This is a genomic window from Aquabacterium sp., assembly GCF_044226965.1.
GTDB lineage: Bacteria > Pseudomonadota > Gammaproteobacteria > Burkholderiales > Burkholderiaceae_C > Pseudaquabacterium.
Genome location: NZ_JBGAGA010000025.1, coordinates 59231 through 74884 on the forward strand (window position 1 = coordinate 59231; position 15654 = coordinate 74884).

Annotated in this window: 12 protein-coding genes and 2 pseudogenes; 3 read left to right on the plus strand and 11 right to left on the minus strand. The window is 72.2% G+C overall.

The window, feature by feature from the left end:
* Positions 1–103 precede the first annotated feature (103 nt).
* Complete coding sequence (locus tag ACILR4_RS13440; protein WP_395701369.1) at positions 104–1636, plus strand: amidase; 1533 nt, start codon at positions 104–106, stop codon at positions 1634–1636.
* Positions 1637–1645: 9 nt separating this feature from the next.
* Here ACILR4_RS13440 and ACILR4_RS13445 read toward each other — a convergent pair whose 3' ends face one another.
* Together ACILR4_RS13445 and ACILR4_RS13450 are read right to left on the minus strand one after the other, a co-directional pair.
* Positions 1646–2530, minus strand: coding sequence for a peptidoglycan-binding protein (locus ACILR4_RS13445; RefSeq protein WP_395701370.1), 885 nt, complete (start codon positions 2528–2530; stop codon positions 1646–1648).
* Between the two features lie 129 nt (positions 2531–2659).
* Positions 2660–4762, minus strand: a complete 2103-nt coding sequence (locus ACILR4_RS13450) for a tetratricopeptide repeat protein (RefSeq protein ID WP_395701371.1) — start codon at positions 4760–4762, stop codon at positions 2660–2662.
* A gap of 100 nt (positions 4763–4862) precedes the next feature.
* Here ACILR4_RS13450 and ACILR4_RS13455 point away from each other — a divergent pair, with 100 nt between their 5' ends.
* Positions 4863–5936 (plus strand): 6-phosphofructokinase, encoded by a 1074-nt coding sequence (locus ACILR4_RS13455; RefSeq protein WP_395701372.1) that lies wholly within the window; start codon positions 4863–4865, stop codon positions 5934–5936.
* 16 nt (positions 5937–5952) lie between these two features.
* Here ACILR4_RS13455 and ACILR4_RS13460 read toward each other — a convergent pair whose 3' ends face one another.
* The 9 genes and pseudogenes from ACILR4_RS13460 to ACILR4_RS13500 all read right to left on the minus strand — a co-directional run bounded on the left by ACILR4_RS13460 (position 5953) and on the right by ACILR4_RS13500 (position 14525).
* Positions 5953–7518: a cytochrome D1 domain-containing protein gene (locus tag ACILR4_RS13460; RefSeq protein WP_395701373.1), complete on the minus strand. Its 1566-nt coding sequence runs from the start codon at positions 7516–7518 to the stop codon at positions 5953–5955.
* The gene (gene nirJ / locus ACILR4_RS13465) at positions 7518–8795 is read right to left on the minus strand and encodes a heme d1 biosynthesis radical SAM protein NirJ (protein WP_395701374.1); all 1278 of its coding nucleotides are present in this window, start codon (positions 8793–8795) and stop codon (positions 7518–7520) included. The genes ACILR4_RS13460 and nirJ overlap by 1 nt, the downstream gene beginning before the upstream one ends.
* 3 nt (positions 8796–8798) lie before the next feature.
* A pseudogene (locus ACILR4_RS13470) lies at positions 8799–9321 on the minus strand (Lrp/AsnC family transcriptional regulator).
* Positions 9322–9453: 132 nt separating this feature from the next.
* A pseudogene (locus tag ACILR4_RS13475) lies at positions 9454–9834 on the minus strand (Lrp/AsnC family transcriptional regulator); the annotation flags it as partial.
* Positions 9821–10852, minus strand: a complete 1032-nt coding sequence (locus ACILR4_RS13480; RefSeq protein ID WP_395701375.1) for an Lrp/AsnC family transcriptional regulator — start codon at positions 10850–10852, stop codon at positions 9821–9823. The gene ACILR4_RS13480 and the pseudogene ACILR4_RS13475, both read right to left, overlap by 14 nt.
* Positions 10853–10864: 12 nt before the next feature.
* Entirely contained in the window at positions 10865–12115 is a 1251-nt protein-coding gene (locus ACILR4_RS13485; RefSeq protein ID WP_395701381.1) for a cytochrome D1 domain-containing protein, read from the minus strand.
* An 11-nt stretch (positions 12116–12126) separates the two neighbouring features.
* A complete protein-coding gene (locus ACILR4_RS13490) occupies positions 12127–12465 on the minus strand; it encodes a c-type cytochrome (RefSeq protein ID WP_395701376.1) in 339 nt (112 codons plus the stop codon).
* A gap of 5 nt (positions 12466–12470) precedes the next feature.
* Positions 12471–12779 carry a c-type cytochrome gene (locus tag ACILR4_RS13495; RefSeq protein ID WP_395701377.1) on the minus strand — a complete coding sequence of 103 codons (309 nt, stop codon included), beginning with the start codon at positions 12777–12779 and terminating at the stop codon, positions 12471–12473.
* A gap of 15 nt (positions 12780–12794) precedes the next feature.
* A complete protein-coding gene (locus ACILR4_RS13500) occupies positions 12795–14525 on the minus strand; it encodes a cytochrome D1 domain-containing protein (protein WP_395701378.1) in 1731 nt (576 codons plus the stop codon).
* Between the two features lie 125 nt (positions 14526–14650).
* Between ACILR4_RS13500 and cobA the strand changes: the two genes are divergently transcribed.
* Entirely contained in the window at positions 14651–15499 is an 849-nt protein-coding gene (gene cobA, locus ACILR4_RS13505; RefSeq protein WP_395701382.1) for a uroporphyrinogen-III C-methyltransferase, read from the plus strand.
* Positions 15500–15654 lie beyond the last annotated feature (155 nt).

Consider the following 15654-nt stretch of genomic DNA (forward strand, 5'->3'; position numbering starts at 1 on the left):
CCCGGAGCGCCTTCGGCGCTGCCCCCTCGAAGGGGGCCACGCCGACGGACCGGCAGAGCCGGATCCGTGGCGTGCGCTTGGGAAGCCCTAACCGAGCATTGAGATGACCCCTGACCATTCGTTGACCGGACTCGCTGCCACCGAACTGCGCCGCCTGATCGGCGCGCGCCAGCTCTCGCCGGTGGAGCTGATGCAGGCCGCCATCGCGCGCATCGAGGCGCTGAACCCGGCGGTGAACGCCATCGCCGCCACCGACTTCGAGCGCGCGCTGGCCAGCGCCCGCGAGGCCGAGGCCGCGGTGATGCGCGGCGCTGCGCTGGGGCCGCTGCATGGCCTGCCGCTGGGCGTTAAGGACCTGCAGGACACCGCCGGGCTGCTGACCACCTACGGCAACGTGGGCCTGCGCGGCTACGTGCCGACGCAGGACAACGCGCTGGTGGCGCGGCTGCGCGCGGCCGGCGCCATCGTCACCGCCAAGACCAACGTGCCGGACATGGGCGCGGGCGCCAACACCCGCAACCCGGTGTGGGGCGCCACCGGCAATCCCTTCGATCCCACGCTGAACGCGGGCGGGTCCTCCGGTGGATCGGCCGCCGCGCTGGCCACCGACATGCTGCCCATCGCCACCGGGTCCGACACCGGCGGCTCGTTGCGCATTCCGGCCGCGCTGTGCGGCGTGGTGGGCCTGCGCCCTTCCCCTGGCCTCGTGGCCAACGACGCGCGGCCGCTGGGCTGGTCGGTGATCTCGGTGCTGGGGCCGATGGCACGCAATGTGAGCGACACCGCGCTGCTGCTGGGCGCCAGCGTCGGCCTCGATGCGCGCGACCCGCTGTCGTATGCCGAAGATGCCGGCGCCTATGCCGCACTGCGGCCGGCCGACCTGGCGACGCTGCGCGTGGGCTACACCGAGGACTTCGGCACCTGCCTGGTCGAGCCCGAGATCCGCCGGACCTTCCGCGCCCGCATCGAGGCGCTGCGCCCGCATGTCGCGTGCTGCGAAGCGCTGCCGCTGACGCTGGACGAGGCCGACCAGGCGTTCGACGTGCTGCGCGCCGAGGCCTTCGTCGCCGGGTTCGCCGACACCTACCGCACGGCGCCGGAAACGCTGGGCCCCAATGTACGCGCCAATGTCGAGATGGCCGCCACCATCACGCTGGCCGACCGGGCCTGGGCGCACCTGGCGCAGACGCGCCTGGCGCGCCGCTTCGCGCAGGCCTTCGAGCAGTTCGACCTGGTGCTCGCGCCAGTGACGCCGACCAGCCCGTTCCCGTGGACGCAGTTGTATGCCGAGCGCGTGGACGGCCAGGCCACGCGCAACTACTACCACTGGCTGGCGCTGACCTACGTGGTGACGCTGGCGACCAACCCCGCGCTCTCGCTGCCCTGCGGGCGCGACGAGCACGGCATGCCTTTCGGGCTGCAGATGATCGGCCGGCTGCGCGGCGATGCGGCGCTGCTCTCGGCCGCGCTGGCGGTGGAACAGCTGTTCGCCGGCGATCCCACGCTGGCGCGGCCGCGGCCGGACCTGGGTGCGCTGCAGGCACCGCGGCCCGAGCTGCGATCCATCGTCACGCACCCGCCGTTGACGGGTGGCGCCGCGGCCGAAGCCGGCCTGCGGCCGGGCGCGCCGGTGTAGACCGGCCGCTCAGGCAATCTTCACCAGGCACTTGCTGGCGAAGATGCGGTTGAGCTGCGCCACGCCCAGGAAGGCCGGGTTGCCGGTGCACACCGGCGCGGCGCACATCAGGTTCGCGTCCTCGTTCACGTGCACCGGCGCGAAGCTCGAGCCCAGCAGCACGTGGCACACCTCGTGCGCCATCGTGGTCTTGTCGACGGCGGTCGAGGCGATCATCACCGCCGGCTGGCTGGGCGGGTGCCCGGCGCAGCCCTGCAGGGTCTTGCCGTTCTTCTCGCGCAGCACGGTGGCGAAGTAGACGGTGACATCGTTCGGGCCGACGAACTGCTTGCTGCCCGAGGTTTCCAGCAGGCGCTGCTCGTCGGACACCTGGTCCCATTGGCAATCGCCATCGACCACCGTCAGCGCCAGCTGCTCGTTGGCCTTCAGGCCCACGCTCTGGCCGCTCAGGTTGACCACCTGGATGCCGTACTGCGCGAACACGTCCTGCATCACCTTCAGCTGCGTGAACTCGGGCACCGCCGGCATCGCGATCGAGCGCATGTGCACGTTGAGCTTGTGGCTCATCACGATGGGAGGTAGCGGCCGCGGCGGCGGGCCGAGCGTGGGCAGCAGCTCGTCGAGCTTGGTCATCGTGCCGTGGCCGACGATGCCGTCGCGGACCAGCCCGGTGCGGGCCTGGAACTGCCAGACACGGCTTTCGGTCTCGCCGCCGAAGATGCCGTCCGGCGGCCCCTTCTTCGTGGAGAGATTCATGTCCATGCCCAGGTCGATGAAGGCCTGCTGCAGGATCGCGACGTGGGGGCCGACCGTGTTGCGCATGATCGACGGGGAATTGACAGCTGCCTGCTGCAGTTGCCGATTCGATGCGAAGCGTGGCGACTTCAATGCCATGGTGACTGCTCCTGCGCGACCCCGGTGCGGGGCCGATGTCGCCAATGTGGGCGCCGCGCCCCTCGGCAGCAAGTGACCTTCGACGCGCCCGTCCCCCCGGCTGTGGAGCCGCAGCGCGACGCGGCCGGCTCACGACGCGAGGTCGCGGCGCACCTGCTGCAGCACCGTGGCCCAGTCGCCCGGCCGCGGCTGGCGGTACAGCCGCGCGCTGGCGTACCAGGGGCTGTCGTCGCGGTCCATCAGCCAGCGCCAGTCGGCCGCATGCGGCAGCAGCACCCACACCGGCTTGCCCAGCGCGCCGGCCAGGTGCGCGATGCTGGTGTCCACGCTCACCACCAGGTCCACCGCGGCCACCAGCGCCGCGGCATCGGCCAGGTCCTGCTGCTCGGCGCCGAAGTGGCGCAGCGCGGGCCCGCCCGGCACCGACGACCACTGCGCCAGCGAAGCGGCATCGGCCGCCCGCAGGTCCTTCTGCAGGCTGATGACCTCCCAGCCCGCCCCCAGCAGCGTCACGGCCTGGGCCAGCGGCAGGCTGCGGTGCAGCAGCTTCGGGTTGTCGCCGCCGGCCCACATCAGGCCCAGGCGCGGCCGCTGGCGCGGGCCCAGGCGCTGCTGCCATGACGCCACCAGCGCCGGCGCGGCCTGCAGGTAGCCGGCCGGCGAAGGCACCGTCTGCGGCGTGGTGCCCAGCGCCAGCGGCAGGCTCATCAGCGGGCAGTGGCAGTCCAGCGGCGGCAGCGCGTCGCCACGCGCCACGCACTGCGCCACGCCGGGCGCGCCGGCCAGCAGGCGCTGCAGCGGCGCCGGCACTTCCAGCACCACGCGCGCGCCCTGCGCGGCCAGCGGCGCGGCGAAACGGCTGAACTGGATGGCGTCGCCCAGGCCCTGCTCGGCATGCAGCAGGATCGTGCGGCCGGCCAGCGGCTCGGTGCCGGTCCAGCGCGGCACGCCGAAGTCGCGCGCCGCGGCGCGGAAGTCCGCCGTCTGCAGCCGCCACTCGTACTGCGGCCAGCCGGCGGCCCAGTCGCCCTGCATCAGGTGGCAGTAGCCGAGGTTCACGTGCGCCTCGGCATGCGCGGGCCTGGCGGCGATCACCCGCTCGAAGCAGGCGATGGCCTCGGCCGGGCGGTTCATGCGATGCAGCGTGGTGCCGCGGTCGAGCCAGGCGTCCAGGTGCCCGGGCGCCAGCCGCAACGCCTGGTCATAACGTTCAATCGCCTCGTCCGGGCGTTCGGCCAGGCGCAGGGCATTGGCGGCGTTGTAGTGGGCCTCGGCCAGGCCGGGGTCGCGCGCCAGCGCCCGGTCATAGCAGGCGATGGAAGCGGCCAGCTCGCCGCGGTCCTGCAGCACGTTGCCCAGCACATGGTGCGTCTCGGCCAGCTCGGGCGCCAGCGCCACGGCCTGGTGCGCGTCGGCCTGCGCCTCGTCGGGCCGGTGCAGGCGGCGCCAAGCCTCCGCGCGGTGGCATAGCGCCAGCGCGTCGCTCGGGCGCAGCGCCAGCGCGCGGCCATAGCTGCGCATGGCCTCCTCGGCGCGGCCCAGGCCGAGCAGCGCGTCGCCGAGGTGGCGGTGCGGCTCGGGCTGCGAGGGGTCGCGCGCCACCAGGCGTTCGAAGGCCAGCACTGCCGCCGCATGGCGGCCCGCCGCCAGCAGCGCCACGCCGCGGCTGAGCTGCGCGGCGGCCATGCCGGGCGCCAGCTGCAGCGCCGCCTCCTGGCTGGCCACGGCCTCGGCCGGCCGGCCCAGCGCCAGCAGCGCGTTGCCGCGGTTGCACAGGGCCTCGGCATAGCCGGGCCGGGCCTGCAGCGCCAGGTCGTAGGCGGCCACCGCTTCGGCGTGGCGGCCCAGCGCCTTCAGCGCATTGCCGCGGCGGAACTGCGACTCCGCCGACAGCGGCGCCAGCGCGCCCGCGGCCTCCAGCTGCGCCAGCGCCTCGGCCGGGCGGCCCAGGCGCAGCAGCAGCGCGGCATGCTCGGCCAGCAGCACCGGCTCGTTCGGCCGCTGGCCCATGGCCTGCACCAGCACCTGCTCGGCCTGCGCCGGCTGGCCGGCCTGCGCCAGCGCGTGGCCCAGCAGGTACTGCGCCTCGAACAGCGCCGGCCGCAGCTGCAGCACGCGGCGGCACAGCGCTTCGGCGCTGCGGGCGTCGCCCCGGCCGAGCGCGGCCGCGGCCTGCTGCAGGGCCTGGCCCAGGCTGATCGGTTGCGGCGGTGGCGGCGGCAGTTGCGTCATGCGAGCCGCGACTGTACGGGCAGGCCGGCCCGGCCGCGCGCCGCGGGCCTTGTTGAGCCAACGCCGCGCCGGCGCGCGCAGGATGCGGCACCATGGCGCCATGAAGATCGGACTGCTTACCGGCGGCGGCGACGCGCCGGGCCTGAACGCGGTGCTGCGCGCGCTGACCAAGTCGCTGATCCACCAGTGTGGCGCCGAGGTGCTGGGCATCGAGGACGGCTACCTGGGCCTGATCGAGGGCCGCGCCCGGCCACTGGACTGGCGCGCGGTGAGCGGCATCGTTGCGCTGGGCGGCACGCTGCTGGGCACCACCAACCGCGTCAGCCCGCTGGCGCACGAGGGCCACGACCGGCGCGACGAGGTGCTGGCCCAGGCCCGCGCCTGGGGCCTGGACGGCGTGGTGGCAGTGGGCGGCGACGGCACGATGGCCATCGCCGACGCGCTACACCGCCATGGCTTGCCGTCCATCGGCGTGCCCAAGACCATCGACAACGACATCCCGCATGTCGAGCGCAGCTTCGGCTTCGACACCGCGGTGGCCACCATCACCGAGGCGCTGGACCATGTGCAGACCACCGCGCAGAGCCACGGCCGCGTGATGCTGGTGGAGACCATGGGCCGCAATGCCGGCTGGCTGGCGCTGGAAGCCGGCATCGCCGGCGGCGCCGACGCGATCCTGCTGCCCGAGATCGACTACGACATCGAGGCCATCGCCGCGCTGTGCCGTGCGCGCGCGGCACGCCAGCGCTTCACGGTGATCTGCGTGGCCGAAGGCGCCAAGCCGCGCGGCGGGCAGCGGACGCTGCAGGCGCGGGTGGAAGGTGCGCCCGAACCCGAGCGCCTGGGCGGCGTGTCGCAGGTGCTGTGCCAGCAGCTGCAGGCCGTGCTGACCAGTGAAGTACGCGCCACCGTGCTCGGCCATGTGCAGCGCGGCGGCACGCCCACCGCGGCCGACCGCGTGCTGGCCACCCACTATGGCAACGCCGCCGCCGCGCTGGTGCGCGAGGGCGGCTGGGGCCGCATGGTCGCGCACGAGCAGGGCCGCATCGGCAGCGTGGCGCTGGCGGCGGTGGCCGGCGGCAACCGCCGCGTGGCGATGGACGATGCGCTGCTGCAGTGCGCGCGCGACATCGGCGTGTGCCTGGGTGACGGGCCGGGCTACCAGCCGGCCTGAGCGCCGCGCGCGGCGCTCAGTGCGAGGTGCCTTCCGAACGGCTGATCTTGTTCCAGACGTTGTACTTGCCGACCGGCTTGCTCATCGGCAGGCGCTTCACTTCCTTGAAAGTGGCGGCGTCGTAGACGATCAGCGCGCCGTCCATCTCCCACACGCTGGCCAGCGCGTAGCGGCCGTCCTTCGTGAACTCGATGTGCGCCAGGGTCTTGCCGGGCTCACGCACCTGGGCCACCGGTTCGAGCGTGGCCTTGTCGATGATGGTCAGCGTGTCCTTCGCGGTCGGGCTCATCATCGAATCGGTCCACGCATAGCGGCTGGCCTCGTGGCTGCGCAGGAAGAAGCCCGGCCCCGGCACCGGGATGCTGCGCAGCGGCTTCCAGGTCTTCATGTCGATCACGTCCAGCGTGCCGCCCTGCAGGTTGGGGCTGGCCAGCACCGTGGTGCCCTGCGACGCGAAGGTGATGCCCGAGCCCAGGTGCGGCATGCCGGCCAGCGGCAGGTCGGCGATCTTGCGGCGGATGTCCAGGTTCACCACCTGCGCGCTGGCCTGGCCGTCGTTGCGCGGCCGCGTGGCGCCCAGCACCTGGCGGTAGCCCTGGTCGAAGAAGAAGTCGTCCAGCGGCTCTTCCAGCACCGTGCGGCGCACGCCCAGGTAGCCGGGCTTGCTGATCGCCTCGCTCATCCGGTAGTCGTGCACCAGGCCGTCGCGGATGGGCTCGGCCTGCGGGTCGTAGGAGATCTCCCACAGCTCGGGGATGTCCTTCATCGCGACGACGAAGCTCTTGCGCGGCGCCGCGTCGTACACCGCCGAGACGCGCGAGCTGCGGCTGCCGTCCAGCGTCTGCGCCGGGTAGCTGCGCTGCAGCTGCAGGCTGCTGTCGAACAGCACCACGGTGCGCGGCAGGTAGTTGGCGGCCATCACCCAGCGACCGTCGGCCGACACCGCGACGTTGCGCATGTTCAGGCCAGCGCGCACCTCGGCCACCACCTTCAGGTTCCACAGGTCGTACTGGGTGATCCAGCCGTCGCGCGAGCCGAAGTACACGTAGCGCCCGTCGGGCGAGAACTTCGGACCGCCGTGCAGCGCATAGCGGCTGGCGAAGCGGTGGATGCGCTCGAAGCGGTCGCCGTCGACCAGCGAGACATGGTGGTCACCGCCCTCCACCACCACGAACAGGTTCATCGGGTCGGCGCGCCACACCGGCCTGGCCGGCCAGTCGCGCCAGCCGGGGGTTTCGGTGCGCGAGGCGCGGATCTCGTCCTCGCCCCAGCGCGGGGCCGGACTCACCGGGGTGTAGATCCACTGCGCCAGCGCGCTGATCTCGTCGGCCGACAGGGTCTGGCCGAAGCCCGGCATCTGCGTGGCCGGGCGGCCGTAGGTGATCGTCTTCACGGCCTCGGGCCGGCGCAGCCGCTCCAGGCTTTCGGGCAGCAGCGCGGGACCCATCGCACCGGTGCGCTGCACGCCATGGCAGCTGGCGCACTGTTGCTGGAACAGCGCCGGCGCGTCGGCCGGTTCGGCGGCGAAGGCCGGCTGCAGCAGTGTCGCCAGCAGCAGCCCCAACGCGTGACGCAGCGCCATCACAGGTCCTCCGCGGCGATGATCGGCACGCGGCGGCGGCCGGCGGTCCGGCCGGTGAACGGCGTCACCACCACCCGGGTGGCCGGCTGCGTGGCACACAGGCCGATCTCGTCGTCGTCGAGATAGCAGCCAGGATCCTCGGCCCAGGGATTGCCGGTGATCTGCTCGGCCCGCACGCGGGTGTTGCCGCCGCAGATGTCGAAATGCCGGCAGGCCGCGCAGCGCCCGCCCACCGGCCGCGGCCGCTGCTTCAGGCCCTTCATCAGCGGGTCGGACACATCGCGCCAGATCGCCGAGAACGGCCGCTGCCGCACGTTGCCCAGCGCGTGGTGCCACCACATCGTGTCGGGGTGCACTTCGCCCAGGTTGTCGATGTTGGCCACGCCCACGCCGGAGGCATTGCCGCCCCAGGCCACCAGGCGCGCGCGCAGTGCGGCGCCGAAGCGGCGGTGCAAGTCCGGCTCATGTTGGGCCAACCATTGCAGCAGGTAGGGTCCGTCGGCATCGTTGTTGCCGGTGACGTATTCCTCGGCCCGCCCTTCGCGCGCCGCGGCCAGCGCACGGGCAAACAGCAGGTCCAGCGCCGCGCGGGTGGCGGCGAAGCGCGCGTCCTGCGCGCGGTGGATGTTGCCGCGCCCGGCGTAGTTCAGGTGCGAGAAGTAGAACTTGTCCACGCCTTCGTCGCGCATCAGCTGCAGCAGCGGCGGCAGGTCCTGCGCGTTCATCGCCGTCATCGTGTAGCGCAGGCCCAGCTTCACGCCGCGGGCATGCAGCCGTCGCATCGCGGCCAGGCTGAGCTCGAACGCGCCGTCCAGCCGGCGGAAGCGGTCGTGCGTGGCGCCCATGCCGTCCAGGCTGATGCCGACGTAGTCGAAGCCGGCCTGCGCCACGCGGTCGGCCATGGGCTCGTCGATCAGCGTGCCGTTGGTCGACAGGCCGACGTAGAAGCCCTGCTGCCGTGCCCGCGCGGCGATCTCGAACAGGTCGGGCCGCATCAGCGGTTCGCCGCCGGAGAGGATCAGCACCGGCACGCCGAAGCCGCGCAGGTCGTCCATCACCGTGAACACTTCGGCGGTGCTCAGCTCGCCTTCGTACTCGTGGTCGGCCGACAGCGCGTAGCAGTGCTTGCAGGTGAGGTTGCAGCGCCGGATCAGGTTCCAGATCACCACCGGTCCAGGCGGCGCCGCGGCGGCAGCACCGCGCCGCGATGGCTGCGGGTAGGTCCCCTCGCGCTCGGCCTGCGCCAGCTCGCGCAGGTACTGGCTGATGCGAAACATCGTTCAGGTCTCCTTCAGGCGCAGCCCGGTCTTCTTCAGGATCGCGCTGGAGTACAGGATCTCGTGGCCGTGGCAGGCGGGGCCGAGCAGGCGTTCGATGTGGCGCGCCTGCGAAGCCACCTCGGCCCGCGAGCGGCCATGCAGCATGGCGAACAGGTTGTAGCGCCAGCCGGGCAATCGGCGCGGGCGGCGGTAGCAGTGGCTGACGCCGGGCAGCGCGCCCACGGCCGCGCCGAGGCGGTCGAGGCAGCGCGCCCACGGCCGCGCCGAGGCGGTCGACCTGCGCGTCGTCGACGTCCCACACCGACATGCCGTTGGCCACGAAGCCCAGCCGGTAGTGGTTGGGCACCGCACCGATACGCCGCACCAGGCCCTGCGCCAGCATCTGGCCCAGGCGTTCGCGCACGCGCTCGCCGGTTTCGCCGAGCATCGCGCCCACCGCCTCGTAGGGCCGCGCCACCAGCGGCAGGCCGCCCTGCGTGGCGGCGATCAGCGCGCGGTCGAACTCGTCCAGCGGTTGCGGCACCGCGGGCGCCGGCGCCGGCCGGGGCGGCGCCGGCAAGGGCCGGCCGGACAGCGGCAACCGCAGCTCGACGAAGTATTCGCGCTCCTTCGGCAGCGCCAGCACGGGCAGGCCGGTCTCGGCCTCGATGGCGGCCAGCACCGCATCGGCCTCGGCCGGCTGCTCGACCGCCACGACGAACCACATGTTCCAGGCATGCTCGCGCCGGTAGTTGTGGGCCACCTCGGGATGGGCGTTGACCTGGGCGGTCACCGCGTCATAACGCGCATCCGGCACGGCCAGCGCGGCCAGCACGAACAGCCCGCCGGCCCGCTCGATCTGGAACAGTGGGCCGAAGCGGCTGAGCAGCCCCTGCGACAGCAGCAGGCGCAGGCGCTCGATCAGCGCATCCTCGCCCAGGCCCAGCTCGGCGGCCACCGCGGCGAAGGGCCGGTCCACCAGCGGCAGGCCGCCGTGCAGGCGCTCGATCAGCAGCGCGTCCGACACGGCGCCGAGCCAGGCGTCACGCGGCGACATGGCGGCCCTCGGTGTGCGGTGCCGGCGCGCCGGCCGGCAGTTCGCGGAAGCGCCAGGCGCCGGTCTGCTTGAAGCGGCGGCGCGAGAACAGCACCGCCTGCGGCACGCCGGCCAGCCCGCAGCGCGGCACGGCCTGCCGCAGCACGGCCAGCACCTCGGCGCGCTCGCGGCCATGCACCATGCAGTACAGGTTGTAGGGCCAGCCGGCCGCTCGTTCGCGGCGATAGGCCAGCGTGACGCCCGGCACCTGGGCCAGCGCGGCGCCGCAGGCATCGACCAGCGCATTGGGCACGTCGAACACCGTCATCGCATTGGCCGCGAAGCCCAGTTCGTGGTGCCGCACGATGCAGCCGAAGCGCCGCAGCGCTCCGGCGGCCAGCCAGCCGGCCAGCGCATCAATCACCGCCTGCGGCGGGCGGCCCAGCGCCTGGGCCCAGGCATCGAAGGGCCGCGCCAGCAGCGGCAGGCCGTCTTCCACCAGCGCGGCCAGCGGCCAGTCGGACGCTGCCAGGCTGAGGTCCGCGCCGCTGGCGCTGCGGCGCACCCGCGCGGGGGCCAGCGGCCGCTGCAGGTCGAAGCCCAGGTCGATGCGGTAGGCGCGCAGCATCGGCAGCCGCAGCGCGGCCAGGCCGGTGGCCTGTTCCAGGCTGCGCAGCACGCGCTCCAGCGCCGCGCCGTCGCGGCCGGTGACCACGAACCAGAGGTTGAAGCGGTGCTCGCGCTCGTAGTTGTGGTTGACGCCCGGGTGCGCCGAGACCAGCGCCGCCACCGCTTCCAGCCGCGCCGCCGGCACCGCCATCGCGGCCAGCAGCGCGGCACCGCCGGCGCCGGCCGCGAAGATGCCGCCGATGCGGCTGAGCGCCCCACCCTGCTGCAGCGCACGACAGGCGTCCAGCACCTCGTCTTCGCTGCGACCCAGCGCGCTGCCGATGCGGGCAAAGGGCGCGCGCTCGAGCGGAAAGTCGCGCTGCCAGCGGTTGAGCAGGGCATGGCGCCAATCGTCGGGGGCGATGCGCATCGCGGCTCTCCGTCAGAAGCCCAGCCGCGCGGCCCGCGCGGTGAAGAAGATGCCGCTGGGCGAATCCATCGGCAGTTCGGCCAGCGTGGCGAAGCGCTGCGTGTCGAGCACGCTGACGCGGTTGGAATCCCGCTGGCTGATCCACACCGCTTCGCCACGCGGCGTGAATTCCATGTGCAGCACCGCATGGCCGGGCTCGAGCGTGCGCACCACCTGGCGTTCCAGCGTGTCGATCACCTGCACGCGGTGGTAGTCGGGCACCGCGAAGTTCACCCACACCTGGCGCCCGTCCGGTCGCGCGATCACGAACACCGGCTGCCCGGCCACCGGGATGCGCGCCACTTCCTGCCAGGTCTCGGTGTCGACCACCAGCACCTCGTGGCGGCCCACGGCCGGCAGGTAGGCATGGCGGCCGGCCACGGCCCAGCCGCGCAGGTGCGGCATCTTGTAGACCGGCAGCGGCTGCTCGCCACGGCCATAGCCGGCGAGGATGCGGCGCACGCGGGGCTGCGGCTGCCACAGGTCGACCAGCGCGAGCCCGTCGATACCGAACAGGCCGGCGATGTAATAGCGTCCATCGGGCGTGACCAGCGCGTCGTAGGGCTGGCGGCCCACGCCTTCGAGCTTGGTTATCTGCGGCCGGCTCGCGTCCTGCGACAGGTCGGCGATCCAGATCGCGTCGGCATCGAACAGGCTGAACGCGAAGCGCCGGCCCGGCAGGTCGACCAGGCCGACCACGCGCGAGCGCTGGCCGGGCGCGAATTCGGCCGGAATGTCGGCCACCGGGGCCAGCGTGCGCGCGTCGAACACGCGCACGCCGCCGGGCGTGTAGTTCTGCGCCGCCACCAGCGTGCCGTCGGCCGAGATCGCGCCGCCGATCGAGTTGCCGGCCTGCATCACCCGCGCCGTGATGCGCTGCGCCGGCAGGTTGACCTTCGTGAGGCCACCGTCGCGGCCGAAGACGTAGGCGTTCGCGCCATCGCGCGAGAACACCACCGAGGCATGCGACAGGTCGCCCAGCCCCGGCACCTCGGCCAGCAGCGTGCGCGTGCTGGTGTTCACCAGTGCCAGCGTGCCGCGGGCGCGCTCGATCACCACGCCCAGGTCGCCGGTGCCGGCGATCGGCTGGGCGCTTGAATCGGGCATCGGCGCGGCGGCAGGCGCTGCGGTGGCCGCAACCGAAGCCGGCGCGGCCGCGCAGCCGCCCAGCAGCGGAGCCGCGGCGGCGCCGGCCATCAGCCCGAGCCAGCCGCGGCGCGGCAGTCGGCCTTGCGTCATGGCCGCGTCCTTTGTTCGTCAGGGAAGCCGGCCGCCAGGCGCTCGGCGATCCAGCGCGCGTCGGCTTCGCTCAGCATCGCGCGCCAGCCCGGCATCGGGGTGCCGGGCCGGCCGTGGAAGATGGTGGCCGCCAGCGCGTCCACCGGCTTGTCGGCCAGCGCCTCGGGCGTCAGCGCCGGCCCCAGGCCGCCGGTCAGGCGCATGCCGTGGCAGGACCCGCAGTCCTGCCGCACCATGCGCACCAGCTGCCCTTCGCGCTGCGGCGTCAGCGTCTGCGCGCCGATCGGCGTGACCAGGCCCAGCAGCAGCGCGGCAAGGATGGCCCGGCGGTCCATGGCCTTCAGCTCTTCAGGATCAGCTCGACCGCGGCCTTCAGGTCCGCGTCGTTGATCTTGTCGGGCGGGTTCGGCGCCATCGGCACCGGGCCGAAGCTGCCGGCGCCGCCCTTGCGGACCTTCTCGGTCAGCTTGGCCAGCACGTCCTGGCCCTTGTACTTGGCGGCGATGTCCTTGAAGGCCGGCCCGACCAGCTTCTTGTCCTTGGTGTGGCAGGCCATGCAGCCGGCCTTGGTCATCGCCTCTTCCGGGTTGGCCCAGGCGCCGGCCGAGGCCAGTGCCAGGGCCGCGGCGATCGTGAATGCGAGTTTCATGCGGCGGCCCTCCGGTCAGTAGATGTCGTGCTGGGTGTTGAACACGTTGAAGTGCCCGGTGGGCGTGATCAGGCGCGGGTCCTTGATCACGGCCTTGAGCTTCAGCGTCTTGTCGTCGACGACGACCAGCGCGCTCTCCTTGTTCTTGGCCGACCAGACCGCGAACCACACCTCGTCGCCGGCCTTGTTGAACTCAGGCTGCACCACGCGCTTGGCGCCGTCGTCCTTCAGGCCCGCCCAGTCTGCGATGGGCAGCACGGTGTAGCCCTTGTCCAGGTTCTTGATGTCGTACACCGCCACCGACTGCGAGATCTTCGGATCGGGGTTCAGCGGCGTGTCCGAGTACAGGTGCTGGCTCTTCGGGTGGCTCTTGATGAACAGTGCCCCGCCACCCTGGCCCTTCAGCTCGGCGACCTTCTTGAACGCGTAGTCCTTGTGCTTGACCGGGTCGGTGCCGATCAGCGAGATGCTCTCGTCGCCCAGGTGGCCGGTGCTCCACACGGGGCCGAACTTCGGGTGCACGAAGTTGGCGCCGCGGCCCGGGTGCGGGATCTTGCCCACGTCGATCAACGCCGCGAGCTTGCCTTCCTTCAGGTCGACCGCGGCGATCTTGTTGCTCTGGTTCGCGGCCACCATGAAGTAGCGGCCGGTGGAGTCCATGCCGCCGTCATGCAGGAAGCGGGCGGTGCCGATCTCGGTGACCTTCAGCGCGTCGATGTTCGAGTAGTCCACCAGCAGGGTCTTGCCGGTCTCCTTCACGTTGACGACGAACTCGGGCTTGTAGTGCGACGAGACGATCGAGGCCACGCGCGGCTCGGGGTGGTATTCCTGCTTGTCGACCGTCATGCCGCGGGTGGCCATGATCTTCAGCGGCTCCAGCGTGTCGCCCTTCATGATGGTGTACTGCGGCGGCCAGTAGCTGCCGGCAATGGCGAACTTGTCCGAATAGTCGCCCAGCGGGCCCTTGTACTTGCTGGTGTCCACCGAGCGTGCTTCCAGGCCGACGCGGATCTCGGCCACGTTGTCGGGCTTCTCCATCCACAGGTCGATCATGTTGATCTTGGCGTCGCGACCTATCACGAAAAGGTAGCGGCCGGAAGCCGACAGGCGCGAGATGTGCACCGCGTAGCCGGTCTTGACGATGTTGATGATCTGCTTGGTGTCGCCGTCGATCAGCGCCACTTCGCCGGTGTCACGCAGCGTGGTCGAGAAGATGTTGTCGATGTTGTACTTGTTCATCTTCTTCGTCGGCCGCTGGGCCGGCGGGACGATGACCTTCCAGCTCGCCTTCATCTGCTCGAGCCCCCACTCGGGCGGCTGCGGAGGATCCTGCTGCACGTAGCGGGCCATGATGTCGACGGTCTTCTCGTCCATCTCGCCCGAGGTCAGCCAGTTCGGCATGCCGGCGGCCGAGCCGTAGGCGATGAAGACCTTCAGGTAGTCGGTGCCCTTGCCGATGGTGATGTCCGGCGTCAGCGGCTTGCCGGTGGCGCCCTTGCGCAGCACGCCGTGGCAGCCGGCGCAGCGCTCGAAGTAGGTCTTGCGCGCCAGGTCGAACTCGGCCTGCGTCATCGGCGGGGCCTTGGGGTTCGAGCTCTGGTACATCGGCTCGTTGGCCAGCGGCGAGGTGCCGGCCTGGTAGTTCAGCTCGGGCTGCGTGATGGCCTTCTTGTCCTGGGCGAAGGCGCTGAGGGCCAGGCTGGCCAGCATCAGCGCGGCCAGGCGGGACAGGCGGGGGTTGCTCATCGATCACTCCTCTGGGTGTGCGGCGGCATGGTCCGCCGGCCGTTGCCGCGCGTCCTTGAACTGGTTCAAGGACGCTCACGCGTCGCGTTCGAACAATGAGCCAACGCAAAACGAACGAGCACCCGATGAGCGTCGTCGACGAACCCCTGCGCTTCGATGTCCAGGCCCTGCAGGCCGCGGCGCGGCCGGCCAAGGTCACGCTGGTCGGAGCCGGCCCGGGCGACCCCGAACTGCTGACCGTGAAGGCCGCGAAGGCGCTGCAGGCCGCCAGCCTGGTGCTGTACGACCACCTGGTGTGCAAGGAGGTGCTGGACCTGGTGCCCCGGCGGGCCGACCGCATCTACGTCGGCAAGGAATCAGGCCACCACACGCTGAGCCAGGACGCCATCATCGAGCTGATGCTGCGCCTGGCGCGCAGCGGCCGGCCGGTGCTGCGGCTCAAGGGCGGCGACCCCTTCATCTTCGGCCGCGGCGGCGAGGAAATCGAGGCGCTGGCCGCCGCCGGCGTGCCCTTCGAGGTGGTGCCCGGCATCAGCGCCGCGCAAGGCGCCGCCGCGATGGCCGGCATGCCGCTGACGCACCGCGACCATGCCTGCGCGCTGGTGCTGGCCACCGGCCACCTGCGCGCCTCGCAGGACGGCGAAGGCGCGGCCCAGGCGGCCGACCTCGACTGGGACCTGCTGGCGCGCCCGCGCCAGACGGTGGTCATCTACATGGGCGTGGCCGCACTGCCGGTGATCTGCGAGCAGCTGATCGCCCATGGCCTGCCGGCCGACACGCCCGCCGCGACGGTGGAGCGCGCCACGCGCCCCGACCAGCGCGTGGTCAGCGGCACGCTGGCGACCCTGCCAACGCTGGCGCTGGTGCACCAGGTCAAGCCGCCGGCGGTGATCGTGGTCGGCGGCGTGGTGGGGCTGCACGAGAAGCTGGTGGCGCAGCAGGCCGGCCTGGCGGCCGGAATCCGGCGCGACTGACACGCACTCCCGATTTCAGCGCGCCAGCGTGGCGTACACCCGCGCCAGCTTCTCCGGCAGCTGCTGCGGCCGCTGCACGCGCACGTAGCCGCGCGGGCCGAACAGGTGCGGCAGGTAGTCCTGCGCGCGGTCGTCGATGGTCACGCAGAAGGGCT

Coding starts and splice junctions, on each gene's coding strand:
- ACILR4_RS13440 (WP_395701369.1), top strand. CDS start 104: ATGACCCCTGACCATTCGTTGACCGGACTCGCTGCCACCGAACTGCGC.
- ACILR4_RS13445 (WP_395701370.1), bottom strand. CDS start 2,530: ATGGCATTGAAGTCGCCACGCTTCGCATCGAATCGGCAACTGCAGCAG.
- ACILR4_RS13450 (WP_395701371.1), bottom strand. CDS start 4,762: ATGACGCAACTGCCGCCGCCACCGCCGCAACCGATCAGCCTGGGCCAG.
- ACILR4_RS13455 (WP_395701372.1), top strand. CDS start 4,863: ATGAAGATCGGACTGCTTACCGGCGGCGGCGACGCGCCGGGCCTGAAC.
- ACILR4_RS13460 (WP_395701373.1), bottom strand. CDS start 7,518: ATGGCGCTGCGTCACGCGTTGGGGCTGCTGCTGGCGACACTGCTGCAG.
- nirJ (WP_395701374.1), bottom strand. CDS start 8,795: ATGTTTCGCATCAGCCAGTACCTGCGCGAGCTGGCGCAGGCCGAGCGC.
- ACILR4_RS13480 (WP_395701375.1), bottom strand. CDS start 10,852: ATGCGCATCGCCCCCGACGATTGGCGCCATGCCCTGCTCAACCGCTGG.
- ACILR4_RS13490 (WP_395701376.1), bottom strand. CDS start 12,465: ATGGACCGCCGGGCCATCCTTGCCGCGCTGCTGCTGGGCCTGGTCACG.
- ACILR4_RS13495 (WP_395701377.1), bottom strand. CDS start 12,779: ATGAAACTCGCATTCACGATCGCCGCGGCCCTGGCACTGGCCTCGGCC.
- ACILR4_RS13500 (WP_395701378.1), bottom strand. CDS start 14,525: ATGAGCAACCCCCGCCTGTCCCGCCTGGCCGCGCTGATGCTGGCCAGC.
- cobA (WP_395701382.1), top strand. CDS start 14,651: ATGAGCGTCGTCGACGAACCCCTGCGCTTCGATGTCCAGGCCCTGCAG.